Raw genomic sequence first — 25,583 nt, forward strand, 5'->3', positions numbered from 1 at the left:
GCCGTGGTCCGCACCGGAAAAACCGCCCCTCCGGATACGGCGCCGAAGGGGCGCGCTCTACGCGCGTAGGCGCTAGAGTGCCGCAATGACGAGCCAGATCCCCAGCACCCCCACCGCGGACCAGATCCGCCGCGCGCCGAAGGTCCTCCTGCACGACCACCTCGACGGCGGGCTGCGCCCCGGAACGATCATCGAACTCGCCCGGGCCCAGGGCTACGACCGCCTCCCCGAGACCGAGCCGGACAAGCTCGGCATCTGGTTCCGGGAGGCCGCCGACTCCGGCTCCCTGGAGCGCTACCTGGAGACCTTCGCGCACACCTGCGCCGTCATGCAGACCCGCGAGGCGCTCGTCCGCGTCGCCGCCGAGTGCGCCGTGGACCTCGCCGAGGACGGCGTCGTCTACGCCGAGGTGCGGTACGCCCCCGAGCAGCACTTGGAGGCCGGGCTCACCCTCGAAGAGGTCGTCGAGGCCGTCAACGAGGGCTTCCGCGAGGGCGAGCGGCAGGCCCGCGCCAACGGGCACCGGACCCGCGTCGGCGCCCTGCTGACCGCGATGCGGCACGCCGCCCGCGCCCTGGAGATCGCCGAACTCGCCAACCGCTACCGCGACTCCGGCGTCGTCGGCTTCGACATCGCGGGCGCCGAGGCCGGCTTCCCGCCCACCCGGCACCTCGACGCCTTCGAGTACCTGAAGCGCGAGAACAACCACTTCACCATCCACGCGGGCGAGGCGTTCGGACTGCCCTCGATCTGGCAGGCCCTCCAGTGGTGCGGCGCCGACCGACTCGGCCACGGCGTGCGGATCATCGACGACATCGAGGTCGCCGAGGACGGCACGGTCAGCCTCGGCCGGCTCGCCGCCTACGTCCGCGACAAGCGGATCCCGCTGGAGATGTGCCCCACCTCCAACCTGCAGACCGGCGCCGCGGCCTCGTACAAGGAGCACCCGATCGGCCTGCTCCGCAAGCTGCACTTCCGCACCACGGTCAACACCGACAACCGGCTGATGAGCGGCACCAGCATGAGCAAGGAATTCGAATTCCTTGTCGAGGCATTCGACTACACGCTCGACGACATGCAGTGGTTCACGGTCAATGCGATGAAATCAGCGTTCATTCCTTTCGATGAACGACTCGCGATGATCAACGATGTCATCAAGCCCGGATACGCCGAGCTGAAGTCCGAATGGCTGTTCCAGCAGACCGCCACCACCAGCGACTCTTCCCGCCGGACGGACTGATCCCGGCCATCGGGACGATGGTCGGAGCGGCCGGGCGCACCACGCCCGGCCGCATTTCGGTGTTTGCGGGCGGGGCGTTTCGCTGGTTAGTTTGCGTAGCCACTCTGCATTCCCCGCAATTCCCCTGCTCTCGGGCCTTCCCCGACGCCCCGAGACATCCGAGATTCCCGAGGAAGATTTTCTGATGAAGCAGTCTGCCGCCAAGACGCTCGGTGTCGCCGCTCTCGGTGCCGCTTTCGCCGCCGCTGCCGCCGGAACGGCCTCCGCCGCCCCGGCGTCGCTGCCGCTCGGCTCCGACGCGCTCGGCCTGGTGACCAACACCGTGCCCCTCGGCGAGGACCTGACCGAGCTCCCCTCGGGTGCCGGCGAGGCCGTGGCCGGCGGCCAGGGCGCCCTCGGCACCGGTGTCCAGGAGGGCGTCGTCAAGACCCTCCCGGGCGCGGTCGAGCAGGCCCAGACCCTCCCGGGCGAGCTCCAGGAGCAGGCGCAGAACCTCCCGATCGAGGGCGCCAAGAGCGGCCTCGACGCCACCCCGCTCGGCGCGGCCGGCAGCCTCCTCGGCGGCCTGCCGGTCGGCGGCCTCGGCGGTCTGCCGGTGGGCGGCCTCGGCCTCTGAGCCCGTACGCGCCGAGGGCGCCCCTCCCCGCACCGGGAGGGGCGCCCTCGGGCGTTGCCCGCGACGAGCGGTCGCGACTACCAGGCCGTGCTCGGCGCCTTCTCCGCCGGCAGCAGCACCCACAGCGCCACGTACAGCAGGAACTGCGGGCCGGGCAGCAGGCACGAGGCCACGAAGATCACGCGCATCGTCGTGGCGGAGAGGCCGAAGCGCCGGGCCAGCGCCGCGCACACTCCGCCGATCACGCGTCCGTCACGAGGGCGGGTCAGTGCGGCCATGGTGGGCTCCTTCGGAGTCTTTCGGGGACCGCTCTCCGGCCCTCGATCTGTCTCCATCCTCGCCCCGGCAGGGGGACAAAGCGTCGGTCTACGGGGCGATCCCGACCCTGGGAATCGTCGGGGTCGCCCCCTGAGAAGACCGCTGCCGCCTCCTCCCGGAGGAGGACCCGCCGCCCGCCGTCCGGCGCCCGCGCCGGCAGCGGCGCAGCCGCGCCCGCCCCGCCGGCACGAGCAGCAGGTGCGCCAGCGCCACCCCCGCCGTGTTCAGGAGCACCGAGTCCACGTCCACGACCTGTCCGGGCACCGCCGTCTGCAACAGCTCCACCGCGAGCGACACCAGCGCCCCCGCCGCGGTCGTACGGGCCAGGGACGCCCACGGCGAGACGGCGAGCCGTCCGTCGGCCATCGGGAGCAGCACCCCGAGCGGGGCCAGGAGTAGCAGTCCGCCGCCGATGCGGCGGGCGGCCTCGGCCGGACCGAGCGCCAGGTCGAGTCTGATCCCGGCGAAGGGGGTCAGATTGGGGGCCGTCACCCAGGCCACGTCGCGGGGGCGAAGCGTCACCCAGGCGACGAGCAGCAGATGCGCGAGGAGGAGGAGGAACCCCGCCACGCGTACGACCTTGGCGACACTGCCGCCCGAACCGTCCGAACCGCCCGAACCTTGACGCTGCACGCCCCCCAAGACGCGCTTCCCGGCGGAATCGGTTCCGCCGGGTTCCCGGCCTCGTGTCAGGAGGCCGGCGCCGAGGCGTCCGCCGACGCCCCGGGAGCGGCCGGGGCCGAGGGGACCGGCGACTCAGGGCGCTCCTTCAGCTCCCGCGTACAGCCGTAGCGCCGCGGCTCGTACTTCCCGGGGCCGCCGAGCACCACCGACGTGCCGCCCGCACCCGCCGCGCTCTCGGCGAACGTGCACACGATCTGGGCGAGCACCGTCGGCGGCAGGTCCTCCGGCTGACGGCTCAGCCGCAGCGTGCCCGCCGGATCGCCGCGATGACCCCCGCCCACCCGCAGCGGCCCCTTCACCGCCGTGGCGAAGCCGGCCTGCCGCTCCTCCTCCGACGGCTCGCTCTGCAACTGGGCGAGCAGCGCCGACGCGGTGCGCACCGGGTCGCCCGACACCTTCTCCTCCGGCAGCGGCGACCTGCGCTCCACCGCCTCCAACTGTGCCCCGCACAGCAGGTACACCCGCAGCGGCGCCCCCTGCGCGGAGGCTCCCGCGCCGTCCGCCACGCTGCACGGCACCCGCGAGGGCGCCGGGCCCGCGTCCACCGGCACCGAGGTCGTACGGATGCCGCAGCCCGCGAGCAGTACGGCGCCCACCGCGCCCAGGACCACGCGTCCCGTACGGCGACGTCTCAACTCTCCTCCACCTCGCCCTGGCTGCTGCGGGTCTGCAGCTCCCGCGCGATCCCCGAGGCGTCCCGGGGCAGTCGCAGCACGAACATCGCGCCGTCCACCCGGCCGTCCTCGTCCGTCGAGTTGGCGGCCGTGATCGACCCGCCGTGGATCAGCGCGTTCTCCATGGCGATCGACAGGCCGAGCCCGCTGCCGTCCGACCGGGGCCGCGAGGCGCTCGCCTTGTAGAAGCGGTCGAAGACGTGCGGCAGGACCTCCTCGGGGATGCCGGGCCCGTGGTCGCGCACCACGATCACCAGGTCCTCCCCGGCCTCCTCCCCGTCCTCGGCGGTCTCCGCCGCGGGCTCCGTCCGCACGGAGACCCGCACCGGCGAGCCGCCGTGCTTCAGGGCGTTGCCGATCAGGTTGGCCAGGATCACGTCGAGGCGGCGCGGGTCGAGGCGTGCCACGATGCCGCGCTCGGCGTCCAGGTCCACCGCGTCCAGCCAGGCCCGCGCGTCGATGCAGGCGGTGATCTGGTCGGCGATGTCCACGTCGTCGAGGACGAGACGGGCGGTGCCCGCGTCGAAGCGGGTCACCTCCATCAGGTTCTCCACCAGGTCGTTCAGCCGGCGCGTCTCGCTGACCACCAGCGCCACCGCCGGGGCGATCATCGGGTCGAGCGTGTCCTGCTCGTCCTCGAGGACCTCCGTCACGGCGGTCAGCGCGGTCAGCGGGGTGCGCAGCTCGTGCGACATGTCGGCGACGAAGCGGCGGCTCGCCTCCTCCCGCGCGCTCATGTCCGCGACCTTCTTCTGCAGCGACTCGGCCGCGCTGTTGAACGTCCGGGACAGATCGGCCAGTTCGTCGTTGCCGGAGACCCGCAGCCGGGTGTCCAGCTTGCCCTCGCCGAGCTGCCGGGCCGCCTCCCCGAGCCGGTGCACCGGCCGCAGCACCGTCGACGCCGCGACCTGCGCGAGCAGCACCGAGCCGATCACCGCGAGGCCGGTGGCGATCCCGAGCGACCAGGCCAGCGAGTTCAGGTCCGCCTTCTCCGCAGCCAGCGACTTGAACATGTAGCCCGTCGGCCCGCCGCCGTCGATCTTCGTCCCGCCCACCAGATACGGCGTCGAGCCGCGCTGCGTCCGCTGCCAGAACAGGTGGTACGGGTAGTCGTTGGCGTCCGTCACCGGCCGCCTGGTGCCGACCGCCGTCCGCAGCGGGCGCGGCACGTCCGCGAGCGTGAACACGTCGGGGTTCGAGGCGCCGACGATCGGCTTGCCCGCGTCCCGCTCCCCGATGAGCAGCACGCTGTAGCCGGCGCTGCCGCTCGCCATCTGCTCGGCGGTGCGCCGCAGCTCGTCCTCGGTGGGACGCGGCGGCAGCGTCGCCGCCCGGTTCTGCATCTCCTGCCGGAAATCGTTGAGCGCGCTGTCCTGGGTGCGCTTGAGCACGGCCTCGCGGTTCAGCCAGTACGCGATGCCCGAGGCGGACACGGCCGCGGTGAGCGCGACCAGGGCGAAGACGACGACGAGACGGAGCCGCAGACTGGTGAACCGCAGCACCGAGATGATCCCTTTGCTCACGCAGGAACGTCCAGCCGGTAGCCCACGCCCCGTACGGTACGGATCAGGGTCGGCGAGGACGGTACGTCCTCCACCTTGGCCCGCAGCCGCTGCACACAGGCGTCGACGAGCCGCGAGTCGCCCAGGTAGTCGTGCTCCCACACCAGCCGCAGCAACTGCTGCCGCGACAGGGCCTGGCCGGGCCGGCGGCTCAGCTCCAGGAGCAGCCGCAGCTCGGTCGGGGTGAGCTGGAGGTCCTCGCCGTTCTTCGTCACGGTCATCGCCGAGCGGTCGATCACCAGCGAGCCGAAGGTCGCCGAGTCGGTGGCCTCCCGTTCGCCGCGCCGCAGCACCGCGCGGATCCGGGCGTCGAGCACCCGGCCCTGCACCGGCTTGACCACGTAGTCGTCGGCGCCGGACTCCAGGCCGACGACCACGTCGATGTCGTCGCTGCGGGCCGTCAGCAGGATGATCGGCAACTGGTCGGTGCGCCGGATGCGACGGCACACCTCGAAGCCGTCGATGCCGGGCAGCATCACGTCCAGTACGACCAGGTCGGGCCGCTGTTCCTTCAGCAGCTTCAGGCCGTCCTCGCCCGTCGCCGCGGTGGCCACACGGTGGCCCTGGCGAGACAGGGAGAGTTCGAGGGCCGTGCGGATGGCGTCGTCGTCCTCGATCAGCAACAGGAAAGGCACGGCCTCATTCTGTCCCATGCGGCCGTCACAGTTCGACCGTCCGGTCACGCTTCCCTGCCGCCCCCGCCTGTGACACGGCTGTGACAGTCGGCGGACACCGCCATGAAGTCGGCCGGGCAGGCTTTTCCCCATCAAGGACCTACGGACTCCAACCGACGGGGGGCGCGAGATGAACGCACTGCACAGCACCACCTCGAGCGCAGTTGTCACGCGTCTCCACGACGTCACGCGGAGCTCGGAGAAGTCCGGCGGTGTGAACGGGCGGGGGTGCGTTCGCAGCGTCGGGCGTCAGCGCAAGGCGCCGTACATGGCGGCCGTCGCTGACGGGGGAGCGGTGTACGGGGAGGCCACGGGGGAGCGTTCCAGCCGGTCGGAGGCCGAGTTCACGGCCTACGTCCAGGAGCGCCGGGCCTCCCTGTACGCCACCGCCTACCACCTGACCGGTGACCGCTTCGAGGCCGAGGACCTGCTCCAGAGCGCGCTGTTCTCCACGTACCGCGCCTGGGACCGGATCAGCGACAAGGCCGCGGTCGGCGGCTACCTGCGCCGCACGATGACGAACCTGCACATCAGCGCCTGGCGCCGGCGCAAGCTCAACGAGTACCCGACCGAGGAGCTGCCGGAGACGGCCGGCGAGACGGACGCCATGCGCGGCACCGAACTGCGGGCCGTCCTGTGGCAGGCGCTCGCCCGGCTGCCCGAGCTGCAGCGGACGATGCTGGTGCTGCGCTACTACGAGGGCCGCACCGACCCGGAGATCGCGGAGATCCTGGACATCAGTGTCGGCACGGTGAAGTCGAGCATCTGGCGCTCGCTGCGGCGACTGCGCGAGGACCAGGTGCTGAGCTTCGGCCGTGACGAGGAGGAGTCCTTCGGCGAGCTGGTGGCCTGAAGGAACGGGGGGATCACGGGGGAGAACACGGGGGACCGTACGGGGGTACGGGGGAAAACGGCGAGGGCCGGACAGGATCGGGGGATCCTGTCCGGCCCTCGCCCCGTGCGCGGACCGGCCGGTCCGGACGCGGCGTCACGGGGTCAGGCGCGGGCGGCCGGGACCAGGCGGCGGCCCGCGGCCGCGGCGGCGAGCCGGCCCAGGGCCTCGTCCTTGGCACAGGGGTGGGCGCCCAGAGCCGTCTGGCGGGCGACGATCGAACGCTCGGCGCGCATCAGGCGCCAGCCGCGACGCAGCAGGAAGGGCACCGACTTGCGGCCCTCCTTGAGGTCGCGGAGCAGCCGGCGGCGGAAGGTCGTGGCCGGGCGGCCGCGCAGGCACAGCGCGTCGGCGAGCACCCCGAGTTCGCGGCAGCGCGCCACGATGTCGGCGGCGAAGATGCCCTCCGCCACGAACAGCGGCGTGCGCGCGATGTCGAGGGTCTCGCGGTCCACGCGGGAGCTGGTGGCGATGTCGTACACGGGCACGTCGGTCCGTCCGGTACGGCACAGCTCCGCGATCGCGGCGACGGCGGCGTCCGCGTCCCAGGACAGCGGGGAGTCCCAGTCGATGTCCGCACTGCCGTCGACGAGGGGGAGGGAGGGGTCGTCGGCCTCTTTGTAGAAGTCGTCGAGGCGCAGGACCGGCAGGCCGGTGACGGCGGCGAGGGACGACTTGCCGGAGCCGGAGGGGCCCGCGAGCAGGACGACCCGGGTCGGGATCGGTTGGGAACTCACGGGACACCAGTGTGAACCATTCCCCCGTGCAGGGGACCCCCGAGGCGGCCCGTTGGTATCGAGCATCACACCTCCACTACGCTCGGTGGCCGCTCCGTCACCCCTCGAAAGTCCCCGGAAGGACCTTCCATGGCCCGTCACGCACACCCCCGGACCCCCCGCCGCAGCGCCCTGCTGAAGGCCGGACTCACCGTCACGGCGGCCGGCGCCGCCGTGTTCGGCGCGGGCGCCGGCGCCCAGGCGGCCGAGGGGGTGGGCGTCCCGCTCCCGTCCGACTCGCTGACCCGGGTGGACGGAGCCGCCGCCCTGGAGGGCGTCGGCCACGGCGTGGCGCCGTTGACGCACCTTCAGCTCGACCCGCTGGCCAACACCGGCGTGGACCCGCTGGACAACGGCGTCGGCACCCAGGTCGCCGACTTCAAGCCGGTCGGCACCGGCCTGGTCACCGACCACGTCACGAAGGGCGGGGCGCTGGCCGATCTGCCGGTGGCGGGACCGCTGAGCCAGAGCCTGCTTCCGTAGCGGTCGCGGGAGGCGCCGCGGGAGCGGCGGGGCCGGCGGCCCCGGACGGCCGCAGCGGAACCTCCCGTACGAGCCAGGCGGCGGCGAAGGCGAACGCGGACAGCAGCGCGGTGCCCAGGAGCACCCCGTGCAGCCCGCTCGTCAGCGCCGCCCGGAAGGCGTCCCGTACCGGCTCGGGCAGCGTCGCGACCTGGGCCGGGGTGCGGTCGGTGTCATGGCCGGCGAGCCGGGCGGTGAAGACCGCGCCGAGCACGGCCACGCCGAGCGAGCCGCCGAGGGTGCGGACGAGGGTGACCGTGCCGCTCGCCGCGCCCATGTCGCGCGGCTCCGCGCCGTACATCGTGATCAGCATGGTCGACTGCATCAGGAAGCCCATGCCCGCGCCGAGGACCACGGTGAGCGCCGAGGCGACGGCGGTCGGCGTGTTCAGGTCCAGGAGCAGCAGGAGCAGGGCGCCCGCGGTCATCAGCGCGCCGCCGATGATCGGGTGGTGCCGGTAGCGGCCGGTGCGGGCGACGCTGCGGCCGGTGGCCAGTTGGACGGCCACCATGCCGAGCATCAGCGGGAGCAGCAGCAGTCCGCTCGCCGTCGACGACTGCCCGCGGACGAACTGCAGGTACTGCGGCAGGTAGTTCATCGCGGCGAGCATGGCGGCGCCGACCAGGAGGCTGAGCACCTGGGCGACGGCGAAGTTGCGGCCGCGGAAGAGCCGGGGCGGGATGACGGGTTCCTGGGCGCGCCGCTCGACCCGTACGAACGCGGTGAGCGCGGCCACCGCGACGGCGGCGAGGGCCAGGATCCGCGGCGAGGTCCAGGCGTGGGTGGTGCCGGCCCAGGTGGCGAGCAGGGTGAGGGCCAGGATGCCGGTGGTGAGGAGCAGGGCGCCGGCCCAGTCGATGCGGGCACGGACCCTGGTGGTGGGCGCGGTCAGGGTGAGGGAGACGAGGAGCAGGGCGGCGAGGCCGACGGGCAGGTTGACGTAGAAGGCCCAGCGCCAGTTCAGGTGGTCGGTGAGGAGGCCGCCGACGAGGGGGCCGCCGGCGAAGGCGAGCGGCAGCATGGTGCCGGTGATCGCCTGGACCCTGGGGGTGTCCTCGGGGGCGACCAGGGTGCCGATCAGGGCGAACGCGCCGACCATCAGACCGCCGGCGCCGATGCCCTGGAGCGCGCGGAAGGCGATGAGCTGGTCCATGGTCTGGGCGAGTCCGGAGAGGACCGAGCCGGCGAGGAAGACGCCGACGGCGGACAGATAGGCGCCCTTGCGGCCGTGGAGGTCGCCGAGCTTGCCCCAGAGGGGCGTGGACACGGCGGCGGTGAGCAGATAGGCGGTCACCACCCAGGACAGCCGGTCGAGGCCGCCGAGCTCGCCGACGATGGTGGGGAGCGCGGTACCGACGACGGTGCCGTCGAGGGTGCCGAGGACGATGCCGAGCATGAGCCCGGAGATGCCGAGGTAGGGGATGCCCGAGGGCCGGGGCGGGGTCATCGTCAGGCTCCGTAGGGCTTCTTGGCGCGGGCGTCGCGCAGGGCCTCGCCCCACCAGGCGAGTTGGTCGAGCATCGCCTTGGCGGCGCTGTCGGTGGCGGGGTCGACGGCCCGGCCCTCGCCGTCGAACCGCCCCCACACGCCCTGGAGTCCGACCGCCTCGCGGATGGTGACGGCGTGCAGCTCGGCGAAGACGGCGCGCAGGTGCTCGACGGCGCGGAGTCCGGCGGAGAAGCCGCCGTAGGCGACGAAGCCGACGGGCTTGGCGTGCCACTCCTTGTTGTGCCAGTCGATCGCGTTCTTCAGGGACGCAGGAAAGCTGTGGTTGTACTCCGGGGTCACGACGACGAAGGCGTCGGCGGCGGCGAGCCGCGGGGACACGGCGGCGAGCAGCTCCCGGTCCGCCGCGTCGGCCGGTCCCTGGCCGAGCTGCGGGAAGACGGTGGGCAGCGGGGTCTCGGCGAGGTCGACCAGGTCGACGGACATGTCGGGGCGGGCGGTGGCGTGCCGGGCCAGCCAGGCGGCGACGGTGGGGCCGAGGCGGCCGTCGCGGGTCGAGCCCTGGATCACGGCGAGGCGCAGCGGAGTGCTCATGGGTCCCCCTGGGACGGAGATACGGACGGCGATGTGTACGTCGTATACCTACGGGTGTACAACGTACACGTCGGCGTGTACGGCGTCCACAAGGCATACGCTGTACGCGACACGAGGAGGCCGGAGTGCCGAAGAAGGACGAGACGGAGAGCGTCTCGCTCTGGGAGCGCCTGGAACGACCCGCGGCGGCGCCCAGGACCACGCTCACCCCGCGGCGGATCGCCGAGGTCGCGGTCGGGATCGCGGACCGGGAGGGCTTCGCCGCCGTCACCATGCGGAAGATCGCCGCCGAACTGGGCGTCGCGCCCATGGCCGCCTACCGGCACGTGGACGGCAAGGACGAGCTGTGGTCGCTCATGGTCGACCAGGTGTCGGCCGAACTCGAACCGCCCGGGGCCGATGCGGCCGGCGCGGACTGGCGGGAGACGCTGCGCGCCCACGCCCGGTGCACCCGGGAGTCGATGCTGCGCCACCCCTGGCTCGCCCAGCTCCCGGCCCCGCTCTTCGCGCTCACCCCCCACCGGATGGCCGCGGCCGAACGCCAGTTGGCCGCGCTCGACGGCCTCGGGCTCGACGTCGACACGATGATGGCCGCCTTCCGTGCCGTCAGCGCCTACGTCCACGGAGCCGTCCAGGCCGAGGTCTCGCTGCGCGCGTACATGCGCGAACGGGGCTGGGAGAACGGCGACGAGACCCGCCGGGGCCTCGCCCCGCAGATGAGCTATCTGCTCGGCACCGGGCGCTATCCCACCTACCTCCGCTACACGCGGGGCGCGGCGCGCAAGGACGACGCCGCGTGGACCTTCGAGACCGGCCTGGAATGCGTTCTGGACGGCGTCGCCGGGCTCGTCGAGCGCGGCGGAGCATGACGAACGGCCCCCGACCGGAATCGGTCGGGGGCCGCTCGGCCGCGCGGGGGGACTAGTACGAGGAGCCCGAGGCGCCCAGCGAACCCGTCGGGTGCCAGACCGTCTTCGTCTCCAGGAACGCCGTCATCCGGTCCGTGCCCGGGGAGGCGGCGAAGTCCTCCGCGCGCGGGCGCAGGACGCGCTTGAGGCTGTCCGCCGCGGCGATCTCCAGATCGCGGGCCAGATCGGCGTCCGCGCCCGTGAGGTCGATCGCGTTGACGTCCAGATGGGCCGCCAGGTGCGGACCCATCTCGGCCGCCTTGCCGGACAGGATGTTGACGACACCGCCCGGCAGGTCGGAGGTGGCCAGCACCTCGCCGAGGGACAGCGCCGGCAGCGGGGCCTTCTCCGAGGCGATCACGACCGCCGTGTTGCCGGTCGCGATGACCGGGGCGATCACCGAGACCAGGCCCAGGAAGGACGACTCCTGCGGGGCGATCACGGTGACGACACCGGTCGGCTCCGGGGTGGACAGGTTGAAGAACGGGCCCGCCACCGGGTTCGCCCCGCCGACGACCTGCGCGATCTTGTCCGTCCAGCCGGCGTACCAGACCCAGCGGTCGATCGCGGCCTCGACGACCTCGGCCGCCTTGTTCTTCGACAGGCCCTCGGCGTGCGCGACCTCGTGCACGAACTGGCCCTTGCGCCCCTCCAGCATCTCGGCGACGCGGTAGAGGATCTGGCCCCGGTTGTACGCGGTCGCGCCGGACCAGCCGCCGAACGCCTTGCGCGCGGCGACGACCGCGTCGCGCGCGTCCTTGCGGGAGGACAGCGGCGCGTTGGCCAGCCACTTGCCCTTGGAGTCCGTCACCTCGTACACCCGGCCGCTCTCGGAGCGGGGGAACTTGCCCCCGACGTACAGCTTGTAGGTCTTGAAGACGCTCAGACGGGTCTGATCAGACATCGAGGTAGGCCTCCAGACCGTGGCGGCCGCCCTCGCGGCCGAAGCCCGACTCCTTGTAGCCGCCGAAGGGCGAGGTCGGGTCGAACTTGTTGAACGTGTTGGCCCAGACGACCCCGGCCCGGAGCTTGTTCGCCACCGCGAGGATGCGGGAGCCCTTCTCCGTCCAGATGCCCGCCGACAGGCCGTACTGGCTGTTGTTGGCCTTGGCGACGGCCTCGTCGGGGGTGCGGAAGGTCAGCACGGACAGGACCGGGCCGAAGATCTCGTCACGGGCGACGGTGTGCGCCTGTGTGACGTTCGTGAAGAGCGTCGGCGCGAACCAGTAGCCCGAGGTCGGGATCTCGCAGGCGGCGGACCAGCGCTCGGCGCCCTCCGCCTCGCCCTGCTCGACCAGCCTGGTGATCCGGGCGAGCTGCTCCTCGGAGTTGATGGCGCCGATGTCGGTGTTCTTGTCGAGCGGGTCGCCCAGGCGCAGGGTGCTCAGGCGGCGCTTGAGCGAGTCGAGCAGCTCGTCGTGGATCGACTCCTGCACGAGGAGGCGCGATCCGGCGCAGCACACCTGGCCCTGGTTGAAGAAGATGCCGGTGACGATGCCCTCGACGGCCTGGTCGACGGGGGCGTCGTCGAAGACGATGTTGGCGCCCTTGCCGCCCAGCTCCAGGGTGAGCTTCTTGTCGGTGCCGGCCACGGCCTTGGCGATGGCCCGGCCGACGGCGGTCGAGCCGGTGAAGGCGACCTTGTTCACGTCCGGGTGCCCGACGAGCGCGGCGCCGGCGTCCCCGTAACCCGGGAGGATGTTGACGACACCCTTCGGCAGCCCGGCCTGGCGGCAGATGTCCGCGAAGAAGAGGGCGGAGAGCGGGGTGGTCTCGGCGGGCTTCAGGACGACCGTGTTGCCGGTCGCGAGCGCCGGGGCGATCTTCCACGCCAGCATGAGCAGCGGGAAGTTCCACGGGATGACCTGGCCGGCCACGCCCAGCGGGCGCGGGTTCGCGCCGTAGCCGGCGTGGTCGAGCTTGTCGGCCCAGCCCGCGTAGTAGAAGAAGTGCGCGGCGACCAGCGGGAGGTCCGCGTCGCGGGTCTCCTTGATCGGCTTCCCGTTGTCCAGGGTCTCCAGGACGGCGAGCTCGCGGCTGCGCTCCTGGATGATCCGGGCGATCCGGAAGAGGTACTTGGCGCGCTCGGAGCCGGGCAGCGCCGACCACTTCTCGAACGCCTTGCGGGCCGCCTTCACCGCGCGGTCCACGTCCTCGGTGCCGGCCTGGGCGACCTCGGACAGGACCTCCTCGGTGGAGGGCGAGACGGTCTTGAAGACCTTGCCGTCGGCCGCGTCCGTGAACTCGCCGTCGATGAACAGGCCGTAGGAGGGCGCGATGTCGACGACGGACCGGGACTCGGGCGCCGGTGCGTACTCGAATGCAGATGCCATGTTGATCAGTCCACCGTCACGTAATCGGGGCCGGAGTAGTGGCCGGTCGCCAGCTTCTGACGCTGCATCAGCAGGTCGTTGAGCAGGCTGGAGGCACCGAAGCGGAACCAGTGGTTGTCCAGCCAGTCCTCGCCGACGGTCTCATTGACCAGGACCAGGAACTTGATGGCTTCCTTGGTGTTGCGGATGCCGCCCGCGGGCTTCACGCCGATCTGGACGCCGGTCTGCGCGCGGAAGTCGCGCACGGCCTCCAGCATGAGGAGCGTGTTGGCGGGGGTGGCGTTGACCGCGACCTTGCCGGTCGAGGTCTTGATGAAGTCCGCGCCCGCCATCATGCCGAGCCAGGAGGCGCGGCGGATGTTGTCGTACGTGGACAGCTCGCCCGTCTCGAAGATCACCTTCAGGCGCGCGCGGTCGCCGCACTCCGCCTTGACGGCGGCGATCTGCTCGTAGACCTCCATGTAGCGGCCGGCGAGGAAGGCGCCACGGTCGATGACCATGTCGATCTCGTCGGCGCCGGCGGCGATGGCGTCGGCCGTGTCGGCCAGCTTCACCGGCAGCGCGGCGCGCCCGGCGGGGAAGGCGGTGGCGACGGAGGCGACCTTGACGCCGGAGCCCTCCAGGACGGCCTTGGCGGTGGCCACCATGTCGGGGTAGACGCAGACGGCGGCGGTCGTCGGGGTCGTGCGGTCGGTCGGATCGGGATGGACGGCCTTGGCGGCGAGCGCCCGGACCTTGCCCGGGGTGTCCGCGCCTTCGAGCGTCGTCAGGTCGATCATGGAGATGGCCAGGTCGATGGCGTACGCCTTGGCCGTGGTCTTGATCGAACGCGTACCGAGCGACGCGGCGCGCGCCTCCAGGCCGACGGCGTCGACGCCGGGCAGCCCGTGGAGGAAGCGGCGCAGCGCGCTGTCGGACGCGGTCACGTCGGCGAAAGCATGTGCTGCGGGTGCAGTGGTGGGCATGGTCACCAGTCGAGCATATCTACGCGCGTAGCGGCCTGTACAGGGCCCTGCTCGGACGAGCATGCGAAAGCGCAGGTGGGTGCGGGGAAGAGGGGGCGCGGGTGAGTCCTGTCACATGCCTGTGACAAGGAGCGGACCGCTCCGGCATGCGGCCTCCGTAACGTTTCTTCCGCAGCCAGCCAGAACTCAACGGCCCCAACCGAACGAGATGTCAGCGGCATGCGGCTCTTCCATCCAGCACCTGACCATTTCCTGGAGTCGTTATGCGCACCGCCCTCCGCACCGCTCTCGCCACCGCCCTCCTCACGGGCCTGGCGATCACCCCGGTCCTCGCCACCGGCACCGCCCTCGCGGCGGACGGACCGGCCGCCGCCGCGGAGAACCCGACCGGAACCCTCGTTCGGACCGAGACCCTCTTCGACGGCACGGTCGTCAAGATCTACAAGCTGGGACCGGTGCACCACCGCGCCGAGGCGTTCGTACGAGGCTCCTCGATCGGCACCATCGAGGCGCTCGGCCGCCCGGCCGCCGCCCACCACAACGGCGTCTTCCTCGTCCTCTTCGAGGACGGCCGCACGCTCGCGTGGGCGGGCAACAACACCCCCGAGACGCCCCTCGGCCTCTACCGCCTGGCCGACGGCACCGTCGTGGAGCTCGGCAGGAACGCGAAGGACGGCCGCCTCGGCCTCCAGGCGGTCGACAAGAACGGCGAGGGCCGCGGCTACACCTACACCTACGACCCGGTCCGCTCCGTCTGGACGTACGGCAAGTCCGTCGTCGTCCTGGGCACCGGCGGCGGCGAGTTCGCCGCGTACGTCCCCGGCTCGAACCGGCAGGCCGCCCCGCTCTACCTCGGCGCCAAGGTGAACCCGAAGCCCGCGCCGGCCGCAGGCACCGTGCTCTCCGGACCCACGGCCGACGGCTGCACCGTCACCCAGAAGGTCGCCTCCGTCTTCCCGTACTGGACGGTCACGCTCACCAACGACCTGAAGAAGGGACCCAAGGCCGTCCTGAAGGACGACACGGGCAAGGTCGTCGCCACCGCCGACCGCCGGCACCCCGTCGAGGAGCGCAACGGTCTGAAGATCAAGGGCGCGCACACCACCACCCCGGCCTTCGGCCAGCGCACCCAGGGCGGCGACACCCCCTACCGCTGGGTCGACTTCCCGAAGCTCCCGAAGGACTGCGGCAAGCCCACGGCCGCGCCCACCACCCCGGCCACCACCGCCCCGCAGACCGGCACGCAGACCGGCACCCAGGGCGGCCAGACCACCGTCGTGCCCCAGGGCGGAGTCGCCGCCGGAGCCGAGCTCGGCAGCGCCGAGCGCGCCGCCGACACCGCGCTGCTCGCGTCCGGTGCGGGCGTCGCGGCGGTCGTCGCCGCGGGTCTCGGCTTCACGGCCCTGCGCCGTCGCGCCGCCGCCTCCGCCTCCGCCGCCGACCGTCACTGACATCCCCCGCGGCGGACACCCCTCACCGCGCCGCTGTCCCACCCGGCGGGCCGCCCCCTCCTCGGCGGCCCGCCGGCCCGTTCCCCGGAGCACGCCATGACCCGCCGCCGTCTTCTCCTCGTCCTCGCGGGCGCCGTCGCCACCGCCACGCTCGCCGGATGCGCCGCACCCGCGCCCGGCCCCGACGGCTCCGAAGGCTCCGGCCGCCCCGCATCCGCGCGGCACGCCGTCCCGGCCCCCCGCGTCACGGTCACCGCCGCACCCGCGCCGACGGGCCGGGCGGCGGCACCGATGCCACGCTCGCTTCCCGTCCGTGTGAAGGTGCCCGCCGCCGGGGTCGACACCGGCCCCGTGCTGCGGCTCGGGCTGAACGCCGACGGCACGGTGGAGGTGCCGTCGGTCGGCCAGGCCGACCGGATCGGCTGGTACGAGAAGGGCGTCACACCCGGCGAGACCGGGCCCGCGATCCTCATCGGCCACTACGACACCGCGCAGGGCCCCGCCGTACTCAAAGACGTCGGCCGGATCCGGGTCGGCGACCGCATCACCGTCACCCGCGCCGACGGCACCGACGCCGTGTTCCGGGTGCGCGAGCTGGAACAGGTCGCCAAGAAGGCGTTCCCGACCGGCAAGGTGTACGGCGACACCTCGCGCCCCGAGCTGCGGCTGATCACCTGCGGCGGCGAGCTCGTCGACGGCCATCGCCCCGACAACATCGTCGTCTACGCCGACCTGGTGCCCCCGGCCGCCTGATCGGCAGGTCGGCCCCCGGCCGTCTGCGACGGCGGGGCGGGGGCTGAGGCAGAATCGGGCGCATGACGACGCCCGAGCCGCCGCCCGCCGCACAGCCCTCCGAGCCCGCCCGCAAGGAACAGGTGTTCCGTTCGCGCATGGGCATCGCCGGGGGAGTCTTCCTGCTCGCCCTCACCCTGTTCTTCGGCGCCGACTCGATCATCCGCGGAGAGGGCAGCACCCCCTGGGTGTCGCTCGCGACGCTGCTCTTCCTCGTCCCGCTGATCGTCGCCTTCACCATCCGGCCCGCCGTCTACGCCGACGACCGGCGGCTGCGCATCCGCAACCCCTTCCGCAGCATCACCCTGCCCTGGGCCTCCATCGCCGACATCCGCGCGAGCTACTCCAGCGAGGTCTTCGGCCAGGACGGCACCAAGTACCAGCTCTGGGCCATCCCGGTCTCCCTGCGCCAGCGCAAGCGCGCCGCCCGCCGCGCCGCGACCGCCTCCCAGGACGACCCGCTCGGCCGCACCTCGGCCACCGCCGACGTCACCGACACCGAGTCCCGCATCGCCCCCGCCGACCAGACGGTCGCCGATCTGCGCGAGCTCGCCGAGCGCCTCGGCAGGCGGCCCGAGGCCCAGGGCGAGCCCCTCATCCGATGGGCGTACGAGATCATCGCGCCGGCCGTCGTCGGGCTGGTCCTGCTCGTCATCCTGCTGGCCTTGCGCTGACGCGCTCTCCCGATCCTGCTGGCCCTGCGCTGACGCGCTCTCCCGGCCCCGCCGTACGGCTCACGGCGGGCCCGGCCACACCAGGAGCATGTAGCCGCCCAGCCACGCCGAGGACAGCGCCGCCCCGCCGAGCACCAGGGCGGCGACCGGGAGGCGGGCGCGGGCCACGGCCAGGGCCACCGGCAGCAGCAGCGGGAAGCCCGGCAGGAGGAAGCGGGCCCGGGGGAAATAGACACCGCCGCTTCCCAGGACCACGAGGAGCAGCACCCCGCTGAAGACGAGGAGCGGCAGCGGCTGCCGGTCCACCAGCGACAGCACGTACAGGGCCGTGAAGACGATCAGGACCACGGAGACCGCCACCAGGAAGAGGTGCGGGCGGCGCGAGTAGACCAGCAGCTCCCGCAGCACCTCCAGGGTGCGCACCCCGCCGTCCCACTCGTTCTCCCAGGTCCGCTGCACCGCGAAGTAGCCGTCCCACCGGCCGAGCCGCAGCCCCACCCAGCCCACGAAGCCCAGCCATCCCAGCGGGGCCGCGCAGGCGGCCGCCAGCGCCACGGCCCGGGCCCGGCCCGTGGCCCGGCGCGCCGCGAGCAGGGCGGTCACCGACACGGCCGCGGCCAGCGCGATCCCGGTCGGGCGGGTGAGTCCCGCCGCCACCGCGAGGCCCGCCGCCCACGTCCAGCGGCCGTCCAGGACCGCGTACAGCGACCAGGCCACGAGCGCCGTGAACAGCGACTCCGTGTAGCCCATCCACTGCACCACCGCCGCCGGCGCCGCACCCCACAGCACCGTCAGGACCGCGCCCGTACGCGGCCCGTGCAGTTGGTCGCCGACCGCGAACACCCCCAGCGCGGCGACCAGCGAGCAGAGCACGGCGAGCACCAGGGCGACGGAGGCGCGCGAGCCCGGGGTGACGGCCGCGACGGCCTTGATCAGGACCGGGTAGAGCGGGAAGAAGGCCAGGTTGTTGTGGTTGGTGCGGGTGCCGAGCTCCTGGTCGTAACCGTGGTCGGCGATCCCCAGGTACCAGCCGGAGTCCCACGAGGTGGCGATCGTCGGCCACACGCCGTGGCCCTTGAGGTGCGTCCAGCGGGCCAGGACGAGGAGGCCGAGGAGCCGTACGGCCAGATAGCCCAGCAGGGCGGGGGCCGCCCGCCGCAGCAGCCCGTGGCGAGGTCCAGGGACGGGGCCGCGCCCGGTGGGGGCGGAGGGGCGCGGGATCAGCACCGAGGACACGGAGGACACGGAGGACACGGAGGACACCGGGTCACCCTCGCCCCGGCGTCCGGGGAGGAGGACGCGCGTTACGTCACCTGCCGTACCCGATTCACTCGGAAGAGGAGCGGGAGGGGCCGCCGTACGGGGACGGAGGGCGGGGGCCGGGGGACGGGGGCGCGTGCCGGGAACAGGCGAGGGCCCGTACGGAAACGATTCCGTACGGGCCCTCCGGCGTTCACGGGCGCCGGTCCCAGGCGAGGGCCGCGGCCTCACAGGCCGGCGGCCTCCGCCAGGTCCTTCTTGATCGCGGCCAGGATGTCGGCGGCCGTGGCCCGCGCCGTACCCAGCCCGCTCGCGTCCGCGACCGGCACCACGACCTCCAGGTAGCACTTGAGCTTGGGCTCGGTGCCGCTCGGACGGACGATCACCCGGGCCTTGTAGTCGCCCTCCAGGTAGTAGCGCAGACCGTCCGTGGGCGGCAGCGACTCCGTGCCCTTCGTCAGGTCCTCCGCCGAGACGACCGTCAGCCCGGCCAGCTTGACCGGCGGCTTCCCGCGCAGCGCCGCCATCGCGTTCGCGATGACGCTCAGGTCCTCGACCCGCACCGACAGTTGGTCCGTGGCGTGCAGACCGTGCGCCACCGCCAGGTCGTCGAGCAGATCGGTGAGCGTGCGGTCCTGCTCCTTGAGCTCCGAGGCCAGCTCGGCGACGGCCAGCGCCGCCGTGATGCCGTCCTTGTCGCGCACGCCCTCCGGGTCGACGCAGTATCCGAGCGCCTCCTCGTAGCCGTACCGCAGGCCCTCGACACGGGCGATCCACTTGAAGCCGGTCAGCGTCTCCTCGTGGCCGACGCCCGCCGCCGCGGCGATCCGGCCGAGCAGCGAGGACGACACGATCGACTCCGCGAACACGCCCCGCGCACCCTTGTGCACCAGGTGCGCGGCGAGCAGCGCGCCCACTTCGTCGCCGCGGAGCATCCGCCAGCCGCCCTCGACGGAGGCGTCCGGCACGGCCACGGCGCAGCGGTCGGCGTCCGGGTCGTTGGCGATCACGATGTCGGGGTCCACGGCCCGGGCCGCCTCGAAGGCGAGGTCCATGGCGCCCGGCTCCTCCGGGTTCGGGAACGCGACCGTCGGGAACGCCGGGTCCGGCTCCGCCTGCTCGGCGACCAGCGCCGGCGGCGGGAAGCCGTGCCGGGCGAAGGCGGCCGTCAGGACGTCCTTGCCGACGCCGTGCATGGCCGTGTAGACGGTCCGCACGGTCCGGGGGGAGCCGGGGGTCAGGACGGCGTCCGTACGGGCCAGGTAGGCGTCCAGGACCTCGTCGCCGAGCACCTCCCAGCCGCTGTCCGGCCGGGGCACGTCGGCGAGCGCGCGCACCGCGTCGATCTCGGCGGCGATCTCCGCGTCGGCCGGCGGCACGATCTGCGAGCCGTCGCCCAGGTACACCTTGTAGCCGTTGTCGCGCGGCGGGTTGTGGCTCGCGGTCACCTCGACGCCGGCGACGGCGCCCAGGTGCCTTATGGCGTACGCCAGGACGGGCGTCGGCAGCGGGCGCGGCAGCAGCGCGGCGCGCAGCCCGGCACCGGTCATCACGGCGGCGGTGTCGCGCGCGAAGTCGGCGGACTTGTAGCGGGCGTCGTAACCGATGACGACGAGCCCGCCGTCCTGCCCCTTGGCCTTGAGGTACGCGGCGAGGCCGGCGGCGGCGCGGATGACCACCGCGCGGTTCATCCGCATCGGGCCCGCGCCCAGCTCGCCGCGGAGTCCGGCGGTGCCGAACTGCAGGGTGCCGGCGAAGCGGGCGGCGAGTTCGTCGTGCGCGGCGGCGCCGCGGTCGAGGAGCGCGCCGAGCTCCTCACGGGTCTCCGGGTCGGGGTCCTCGGCGAGCCACGCCTGGGCCCGGGCGAGGAGGTCGTCCTGCGTCACGGTGGTGTGCCTTTCGGGTGGTGCGGGCGGGTGGTGCGGGGCGGTGCGGGCGACGGGGGCCGCTGCGCGGAGCGCCTTCCCCACCCCGCCCCTTCCCGAACCGGGGGCAGGCCCCCGGCCCCGTACGGGACGGGCGGGACGGGGCGGGGCCGGGGAGGAGCCTCACGGCGGTGGGCCCGCCGGCCGTCAGATGCGGTCCAGCACCCGGGTCAGGAGCTCGCCCATCCGCGCCGCCGAGTCACGGCCGGCCTGGAGGACCTCCTCGTGGTTCAGCGGCTCGCCGGAGAGGCCCGCCGCCAGGTTGGTGACGAGGGAGATGCCCAGGACCTCGGCGCCGGCCTCACGGGCCGCGATGGCCTCCAGGACCGTGGACATGCCGACCAGGTCGCCGCCCATGACGCGGACCATGTTGATCTCGGCCGGGGTCTCGTAGTGCGGGCCGGGGAACTGGACGTAGACGCCCTCCTCCAGGGTCTCGTCGACCTCCTTGCACAGCGCGCGCAGGCGCGGCGAGTACAGGTCGGTGAGGTCGACGAAGTTGGCGCCGACGATCGGGGAGGCGGCCGTCAGGTTGATGTGGTCGCTGATCAGGACCGGCTGGCCGGGGCGCATGCCCTCGCGCAGACCGCCACAGCCGTTGGTCAGGACGATCGTCTTGCAGCCGGCGGCGACGGCGGTGCGGACGCCGTGGGCGACGGACGCGACACCGCGGCCCTCGTAGAAGTGGGTGCGGCCGAGGAAGACCAGGGCGCGCTTCTCACCGATCTTGTACGAGCGGATCTTGCCGCCGTGGCCCTCGACGGCCGGCGGCGGGAAGCCGGGCAGCTCGGTGACCGGGAACTCGGACTCGGGCGCGCCCAGAGCGTCGACGGCGGGGGCCCAGCCGGAGCCCATGACCAGGGCGACGTCGTGGTTCTCGACGCCGGTCAGCTCGCGGAGGCGCGCTGCGGCGGCCTCGGCGGCCTCGTACGGGGTGGCAGTAGCGTTCACTGACTCTCTCGCCTCGGGGAGGGGGGTCCGAGGGAAGCCCCGGACGGATTTGATACGCGCAGAAGCCTAGCCCGAGAATCCCTACGCGCGTAGATGACGGCCCGCACGGACCTGCGATCGTTGTCTTGTCGTTTCCGACGAGAGGTGCGGGGCGAGAGAGGGAGGGCCCGGTCCCCGGTCCCGCCGACCCGCCGCGTCCCCCCGCGCGCCCGGCCCGTCAGCAGGGGCGTTTGCGCAGTTCCATCACGTAGTCGTGCGGGGCGCCCGCGGATTCGGCCGCGTCGGCGACCTCGCCCAGGTAGCGGGCCGAGGGGAGACCGCCCTCGTAGGCGTTGAGGACGTAGACCCAGGCCGGCTCCTGGCCGTCGAGGGTGTGGACCCGGACGCGCATGCGGCGGTAGACGTCGAGGCCGACGCCCTCCCAGCGGTCCATGGAGTCCTCGTCCATGGGGGCGATGTCGTAGAGCGCCACGAAGACCTGGGAGCGCGGGGCCTCCACGATCGTGGCCAGGGCGCCCTCCCAGCCCATCTGTTCGCCGCCGAAGGTCAGTCGCCAGCCGTTCAGCCAGCCGGTGCCGCGCAGCGGCGAGTGCGGTGCGCGGCGACTCATCAGCCGCGCGTCGAGGTTGCCGGCGTAGGCGGCGTAGAGCGACATGGGGTCGAGGGTACGGGAGGGCGCCGGGTGACCGGCCCCGTCCGGGGCGTCCGCCGCCTATGCTCGGCCTGGAGGGCGGCGGACGTCCCGGCTCCACCCCGGCGCGCGGCGCGCCCGTGCGATGCGGGACAATGCGGTACGCACTTGAAGCGTGCGGGACAATGGCGTACGCACTGCATCCCAGCGGGGGGACCCCCCGGCAGAACGAGAGCGCGAGGCGTAGATCCCAGTGACCCGGATCGTGATCATCGGCGGCGGACCCGGCGGATACGAGGCGGCCCTGGTGGGCGCCCAACTCGGCGCGGAGGTGACCGTCGTCGACACCGACGGCCTCGGCGGCGCGTCCGTCCTGACCGACTGCGTGCCCTCCAAGACCCTGATCGCCACCGCCGAGGTGATGACCACCTTCGACTCCTCGTACGAGGAGCTGGGCATCATCGTCGCGGACGACACCCCGCACATCGAGCAGTCGGCCCGTGTGGTCGGCGTGGACCTGGGCAAGGTGAACCGCCGTGTGAAGCGGCTCGCGCTCGCCCAGTCGCACGACATCACCGCCTCCGTCACCCGGGCGGGCGCCCGCGTGCTGCGCGGCCGCGGCCGGCTCTCCGGGCGGCAGGCCATGGACGGCTCCCGCCAGGTGGTCGTGACCGCCGCCGACGGCAGCGAGGAGACGCTGACCGCCGACGCCGTCCTGATCGCCACCGGCGGTCACCCGCGCGAGCTGCCGGACGCCAAGCCGGACGGCGAGCGGATCCTGAACTGGACGCAGGTCTACGACCTGAAGGAGCTCCCCGAGGAGCTCATCGTGGTCGGTTCCGGTGTCACCGGTGCCGAGTTCGCCGGCGCGTACCAGGCGCTCGGCTCCCGCGTCACCCTCGTCTCCTCCCGCGACCGCGTGCTCCCGGGCGAGGACCCGGACGCCGCCGCGGTCCTGGAGGACGTCTTCCGCCGTCGCGGCATGAACGTCATGGCCCGTTCCCGCGCCGAGTCCGCCAAGCGGGTCGGCGACCGGGTCGAGGTCACCCTCTCCGACGGCCGGGTCATCTCCGGCACCCACTGCCTGATGGCTGTGGGCGCCATCCCGAACACCGCCGGGATGGGCCTGGAGGAGGCCGGGGTCCGGCTGAAGGACTCCGGTCACATCCTGACCGACAGGGTCTCGCGGACCTCGGCGCCGGGCGTGTACGCGGCCGGTGACGTCACCGGCGTCTTCGCGCTCGCCTCGGTGGCGGCCATGCAGGGCCGGATCGCGATGTACCACTTCCTCGGCGACGCGGTGGCCCCGCTCAACCTGAAGACGGTCTCCTCCAACGTCTTCACCGACCCGGAGATCGCCACGGTCGGCTACACCCAGGCCGACGTGGACGCCGGCAAGATCGACGCCCGCGTCGTCAAGCTGCCGCTGCTGCGCAACCCGCGCGCCAAGATGCAGGGCATCCGGGACGGCTTCGTCAAGATCTTCTGCCGTCCCGGCACCGGGATCGTGGTCGGCGGCTGCGTCGTCGCCCCGCGCGCGAGCGAGCTGATCCACCCGATCTCGATCGCGGTCGACAACAATCTGACCGTCGAACAGATCGCAAATGCTTTCACCGTGTACCCCTCCCTGTCGGGCTCGATCGCGGAAGTGGCACGGCAGTTGCACACCCGAAAGACGGCGGGCGAGGCGTAACGGCCCGTCCGGACACCGTCCCGCCTGCGGGAACGGTTCGCCGACTCGGACAACCCCCGGCAAGCCGGGGCATAGAACGATCACAGGCGGGGTCCCCCATACCACTTGGGGACCCCGCCTGTGTGCATCTTCTGCAATTCGGCGCATAGTGCTGAAAACTATCGGCCGGTCACGTTACTGTCAGTTTCGTGTTCGCTGCAGAACGTCGCCAGTTGATCCTCGAAATGGTGCGCGCCAATGGAGCCGTGTCGCTCCGCGAGCTCGCCCGCGTCGTCCAGACCTCAGAAGTGACCGTACGGCGAGACGTGCGGGCGCTCGAGGCAGAAGGACTCCTCGACCGCCGGCACGGCGGTGCGGTACTGCCGGGCGGGTTCACGCGAGAGTCCGGCTTCCCGCAGAAATCCCATCTCGCGACCGCCGAGAAGACCGCCATCGCCGACGTCGCCGCGAGCCTCGTCGACGAGGGCGAGGCCATCGTCGTCGGCGCCGGCACCACCACGCAGGAGCTGGCCCGCCGGCTCGCCCGCGTGCCCGGCCTCACGGTCGTGACCAACTCGCTGCTGGTCGCCCAGGCCCTCGCCCACGCCAACCGGGTCGAGGTCGTCATGACCGGCGGCACCCTGCGCGGCTCCAACTACGCCCTGGTGGGCAGCGGGGCCGAGCAGTCCCTCCAGGGCCTGCGGGTCTCCCGCGCCTTCCTCTCCGGCAGCGGACTGACCGCCGAGCGCGGCCTGTCCACGTCCAACATGCTCTCCGCGAGCGTGGACCGGGCGCTCGTGCAGGCGGCGGCGGAGGTCGTGGTCCTCGCCGACCACACCAAGCTCGGCACCGACACCATGTTCCAGACGGTGCCGACCGACGTCATCACCCGTCTCGTCACGGACGAGCCGCCGGCCCACGACGAGCGGGCCGCCACCGAGCTCCAGGCCCTGGCCGACCAGGGCGTGCAGATCGCGGTCGCCGGCACGGGCGCCCCGGCGCACGGAGGCGAGCAGCCGCACCCCCCGGGCGGACGCCCGCGCCGTGACCTTCCGCTGCCCGGGCAGCGCGGCCGGATGCCGGGCGGCCAGTTCCGCGGCGGCCCCGGCGGACCGGGCGGCGCGCTCACGAACGAGGTGCTGGCGCCCGAACGGACGGCGCGCGTCGCGGACATGCGCCGCCGCTGACCCCGACCGGTCGGCCCTTCCGCCGTGCTCGTACGACCGCGCCGTTCTCGTACGAGTCCCGCCGGGCCCCTGCGGCCGTACCGTCAGGCCCGCAGTCCCCGTACCGTCAGGTCGAGCAGCCGGTCGGCCAACTCCGGGTCCTCCGGTGAGCGTTCGGCGGCCAGGGCGATGGCGTGGGTCAGCTTCATCAGGTCGCCGATCGACACGTCCGCCCGCACCGCACCGGTCTCGCGGGCCCGGGCGAGCAGCGGCTCGCCCGCCGCACGGAGCGGTTCACCGCATCCCGCGAGGACCGAACTCCCGTCCTCCGCCACCGACATGAGCACGATCGCCAGCCCGCGATACTCACCCGCATGGGCGATCAGCGTGCGCAGCCAACTGACGAGCGCGGCGCACGGGTCGGGCGCCTCGGCGAGTTCCGCCGAGCGGTCGAGCAGCGCCGCGAGGGCGTCCTGGAAGACGGCGCCGAGCAGCGCCTCGCGGCTCGGGAAGTGCCGGTAGAGCGTGCCGATGCCGACTCCGGCGCGGCGGGCGATGTCCTCCAGGGAGGCATCCGTGCCGTGCGCGGCGAAGGCGGCGCGGGCCTCGGCGAGCAGGCGCGCGTGGTTGCGGCGGGCGTCGGCGCGCATCCTTCCTCCCTGCTCCTTCCGCCGATGACCGGCCGGGTGTCACGAAGGGCCCGCAGGCGGTGGATGCCTGCGGGCCCTTCGTACCGTACGCGTACCGTACCGGTGCCGGACGTCAGTCCTTGATCTCGCAGATGGCGGCGCCGGAGGTGAGGGAGGCGCCGACCTCGGCGGTGAGGCCCTTGATGGTGCCGGACTTGTGGGCGTTGA

26 protein-coding genes are annotated in these 25,583 nt (G+C 73.0%); 10 read left to right on the plus strand and 16 right to left on the minus strand.

The window, feature by feature from the left end; all coding sequences use genetic code 11:
- Nucleotides 1-85 precede the first annotated feature (85 nt).
- Together ABZ135_RS24190 and ABZ135_RS24195 are read left to right on the plus strand one after the other, a co-directional pair.
- On the plus strand, nucleotides 86-1,240 hold the full coding sequence (locus ABZ135_RS24190) for an adenosine deaminase (protein WP_356698321.1): 1,155 nt from the start codon (nucleotides 86-88) through the stop codon (nucleotides 1,238-1,240).
- Between the two features lie 184 nt (nucleotides 1,241-1,424).
- Complete coding sequence (locus tag ABZ135_RS24195) at nucleotides 1,425-1,856, plus strand: hypothetical protein (RefSeq protein WP_356698322.1); 432 nt, start codon at nucleotides 1,425-1,427, stop codon at nucleotides 1,854-1,856.
- Nucleotides 1,857-1,933: 77 nt separating this feature from the next.
- On the opposite strand, the gene ABZ135_RS24200 is transcribed toward ABZ135_RS24195, so the two are convergent.
- The 5 genes from ABZ135_RS24200 to afsQ1 form a co-directional block, all read right to left on the minus strand.
- Entirely contained in the window at nucleotides 1,934-2,134 is a 201-nt protein-coding gene (locus tag ABZ135_RS24200; RefSeq protein WP_356698323.1) for a PspC domain-containing protein, read from the minus strand.
- Between the two features lie 88 nt (nucleotides 2,135-2,222).
- On the minus strand, nucleotides 2,223-2,744 hold the full coding sequence (locus ABZ135_RS24205) for a VanZ family protein (protein ID WP_356698324.1): 522 nt from the start codon (nucleotides 2,742-2,744) through the stop codon (nucleotides 2,223-2,225).
- 119 nt (nucleotides 2,745-2,863) lie between these two features.
- Entirely contained in the window at nucleotides 2,864-3,493 is a 630-nt protein-coding gene (locus tag ABZ135_RS24210; RefSeq protein ID WP_356698325.1) for a hypothetical protein, read from the minus strand.
- Complete coding sequence (locus ABZ135_RS24215) at nucleotides 3,490-5,055, minus strand: HAMP domain-containing sensor histidine kinase (RefSeq protein ID WP_356698326.1); 1,566 nt, start codon at nucleotides 5,053-5,055, stop codon at nucleotides 3,490-3,492. Before ABZ135_RS24215 ends, ABZ135_RS24210 begins: the two co-directional genes overlap by 4 nt.
- Nucleotides 5,052-5,729, minus strand: a complete 678-nt coding sequence (gene afsQ1 / locus ABZ135_RS24220) for a two-component system response regulator AfsQ1 (protein WP_265869013.1) — start codon at nucleotides 5,727-5,729, stop codon at nucleotides 5,052-5,054. The genes ABZ135_RS24215 and afsQ1 overlap by 4 nt, the downstream gene beginning before the upstream one ends.
- A gap of 169 nt (nucleotides 5,730-5,898) precedes the next feature.
- On the opposite strand from afsQ1, the gene ABZ135_RS24225 reads away from it, so the two are divergent.
- Nucleotides 5,899-6,621 carry a SigE family RNA polymerase sigma factor gene (locus tag ABZ135_RS24225; protein ID WP_356698327.1) on the plus strand — a complete coding sequence of 241 codons (723 nt, stop codon included), beginning with the start codon at nucleotides 5,899-5,901 and terminating at the stop codon, nucleotides 6,619-6,621.
- A gap of 143 nt (nucleotides 6,622-6,764) precedes the next feature.
- On the opposite strand, the gene ABZ135_RS24230 is transcribed toward ABZ135_RS24225, so the two are convergent.
- Complete coding sequence (locus tag ABZ135_RS24230) at nucleotides 6,765-7,463, minus strand: uridine kinase (protein ID WP_356698328.1); 699 nt, start codon at nucleotides 7,461-7,463, stop codon at nucleotides 6,765-6,767.
- Nucleotides 7,464-7,526: 63 nt separating this feature from the next.
- Between ABZ135_RS24230 and ABZ135_RS24235 the strand changes: the two genes are divergently transcribed.
- Nucleotides 7,527-7,919, plus strand: coding sequence for a hypothetical protein (locus ABZ135_RS24235; protein ID WP_356698329.1), 393 nt, complete (start codon nucleotides 7,527-7,529; stop codon nucleotides 7,917-7,919).
- On the opposite strand, the gene ABZ135_RS24240 is transcribed toward ABZ135_RS24235, so the two are convergent.
- Both ABZ135_RS24240 and ABZ135_RS24245 read right to left on the minus strand, forming a co-directional pair.
- The gene (locus ABZ135_RS24240; RefSeq protein WP_356698330.1) at nucleotides 7,852-9,405 is read right to left on the minus strand and encodes an MDR family MFS transporter; all 1,554 of its coding nucleotides are present in this window, start codon (nucleotides 9,403-9,405) and stop codon (nucleotides 7,852-7,854) included. The two genes, ABZ135_RS24235 and ABZ135_RS24240, sit on opposite strands and share 68 nt — an antisense overlap.
- A gap of 2 nt (nucleotides 9,406-9,407) precedes the next feature.
- On the minus strand, nucleotides 9,408-9,998 hold the full coding sequence (locus ABZ135_RS24245; protein WP_356698331.1) for an NAD(P)H-dependent oxidoreductase: 591 nt from the start codon (nucleotides 9,996-9,998) through the stop codon (nucleotides 9,408-9,410).
- Nucleotides 9,999-10,123: 125 nt separating this feature from the next.
- On the opposite strand from ABZ135_RS24245, the gene ABZ135_RS24250 reads away from it, so the two are divergent.
- Nucleotides 10,124-10,867, plus strand: coding sequence for a TetR/AcrR family transcriptional regulator (locus ABZ135_RS24250; protein WP_356698332.1), 744 nt, complete (start codon nucleotides 10,124-10,126; stop codon nucleotides 10,865-10,867).
- Between the two features lie 52 nt (nucleotides 10,868-10,919).
- On the opposite strand, the gene ABZ135_RS24255 is transcribed toward ABZ135_RS24250, so the two are convergent.
- The 3 genes from ABZ135_RS24255 to deoC are packed head-to-tail and all read right to left on the minus strand — an operon-like array spanning nucleotide 10,920 to nucleotide 14,204.
- Nucleotides 10,920-11,810 (minus strand): aldehyde dehydrogenase family protein, encoded by an 891-nt coding sequence (locus ABZ135_RS24255; protein WP_356698333.1) that lies wholly within the window; start codon nucleotides 11,808-11,810, stop codon nucleotides 10,920-10,922.
- On the minus strand, nucleotides 11,803-13,239 hold the full coding sequence (locus ABZ135_RS24260; RefSeq protein ID WP_356698334.1) for an aldehyde dehydrogenase family protein: 1,437 nt from the start codon (nucleotides 13,237-13,239) through the stop codon (nucleotides 11,803-11,805). Before ABZ135_RS24260 ends, ABZ135_RS24255 begins: the two co-directional genes overlap by 8 nt.
- A gap of 5 nt (nucleotides 13,240-13,244) precedes the next feature.
- Complete coding sequence (gene deoC, locus ABZ135_RS24265) at nucleotides 13,245-14,204, minus strand: deoxyribose-phosphate aldolase (RefSeq protein ID WP_356698335.1); 960 nt, start codon at nucleotides 14,202-14,204, stop codon at nucleotides 13,245-13,247.
- 263 nt (nucleotides 14,205-14,467) lie between these two features.
- Between deoC and ABZ135_RS24270 the strand changes: the two genes are divergently transcribed.
- The 3 genes from ABZ135_RS24270 to ABZ135_RS24280 all read left to right on the plus strand — a co-directional run bounded on the left by ABZ135_RS24270 (nucleotide 14,468) and on the right by ABZ135_RS24280 (nucleotide 17,121).
- Nucleotides 14,468-15,655: a hypothetical protein gene (locus ABZ135_RS24270; RefSeq protein ID WP_356698336.1), complete on the plus strand. Its 1,188-nt coding sequence runs from the start codon at nucleotides 14,468-14,470 to the stop codon at nucleotides 15,653-15,655.
- A gap of 96 nt (nucleotides 15,656-15,751) precedes the next feature.
- A complete protein-coding gene (locus tag ABZ135_RS24275; RefSeq protein ID WP_356698337.1) occupies nucleotides 15,752-16,408 on the plus strand; it encodes a class F sortase in 657 nt (218 codons plus the stop codon).
- Nucleotides 16,409-16,470: 62 nt separating this feature from the next.
- On the plus strand, nucleotides 16,471-17,121 hold the full coding sequence (locus tag ABZ135_RS24280; RefSeq protein ID WP_356698338.1) for a PH domain-containing protein: 651 nt from the start codon (nucleotides 16,471-16,473) through the stop codon (nucleotides 17,119-17,121).
- A 60-nt stretch (nucleotides 17,122-17,181) separates the two neighbouring features.
- Here the strand turns inward: ABZ135_RS24280 and ABZ135_RS24285 are convergent, their stop codons facing one another.
- The 4 genes from ABZ135_RS24285 to ABZ135_RS24300 all read right to left on the minus strand — a co-directional run bounded on the left by ABZ135_RS24285 (nucleotide 17,182) and on the right by ABZ135_RS24300 (nucleotide 21,912).
- Nucleotides 17,182-18,342, minus strand: coding sequence for a mannosyltransferase family protein (locus ABZ135_RS24285; protein ID WP_356698350.1), 1,161 nt, complete (start codon nucleotides 18,340-18,342; stop codon nucleotides 17,182-17,184).
- Nucleotides 18,343-18,608: 266 nt separating this feature from the next.
- Nucleotides 18,609-20,267 carry a phospho-sugar mutase gene (locus ABZ135_RS24290; RefSeq protein ID WP_356698339.1) on the minus strand — a complete coding sequence of 553 codons (1,659 nt, stop codon included), beginning with the start codon at nucleotides 20,265-20,267 and terminating at the stop codon, nucleotides 18,609-18,611.
- Nucleotides 20,268-20,453: 186 nt separating this feature from the next.
- On the minus strand, nucleotides 20,454-21,257 hold the full coding sequence (locus ABZ135_RS24295; protein WP_356698340.1) for a purine-nucleoside phosphorylase: 804 nt from the start codon (nucleotides 21,255-21,257) through the stop codon (nucleotides 20,454-20,456).
- A gap of 217 nt (nucleotides 21,258-21,474) precedes the next feature.
- Nucleotides 21,475-21,912: a gamma-glutamylcyclotransferase gene (locus ABZ135_RS24300; RefSeq protein WP_356698341.1), complete on the minus strand. Its 438-nt coding sequence runs from the start codon at nucleotides 21,910-21,912 to the stop codon at nucleotides 21,475-21,477.
- Nucleotides 21,913-22,141: 229 nt separating this feature from the next.
- Here ABZ135_RS24300 and ABZ135_RS24305 point away from each other — a divergent pair, with 229 nt between their 5' ends.
- Together ABZ135_RS24305 and ABZ135_RS24310 are read left to right on the plus strand one after the other, a co-directional pair.
- Entirely contained in the window at nucleotides 22,142-23,581 is a 1,440-nt protein-coding gene (locus tag ABZ135_RS24305) for an NAD(P)H-quinone dehydrogenase (protein WP_356698342.1), read from the plus strand.
- A gap of 188 nt (nucleotides 23,582-23,769) precedes the next feature.
- The gene (locus tag ABZ135_RS24310) at nucleotides 23,770-24,747 is read left to right on the plus strand and encodes a DeoR/GlpR family DNA-binding transcription regulator (protein ID WP_356698343.1); all 978 of its coding nucleotides are present in this window, start codon (nucleotides 23,770-23,772) and stop codon (nucleotides 24,745-24,747) included.
- A gap of 83 nt (nucleotides 24,748-24,830) precedes the next feature.
- On the opposite strand, the gene ABZ135_RS24315 is transcribed toward ABZ135_RS24310, so the two are convergent.
- Nucleotides 24,831-25,376, minus strand: coding sequence for a helix-turn-helix domain-containing protein (locus tag ABZ135_RS24315; RefSeq protein WP_356698344.1), 546 nt, complete (start codon nucleotides 25,374-25,376; stop codon nucleotides 24,831-24,833).
- Nucleotides 25,377-25,583: the final 207 nt, after the last annotated feature.

This window comes from Streptomyces sp. NPDC006339 (assembly GCF_040612775.1).
GTDB lineage: Bacteria > Actinomycetota > Actinomycetes > Streptomycetales > Streptomycetaceae > Streptomyces.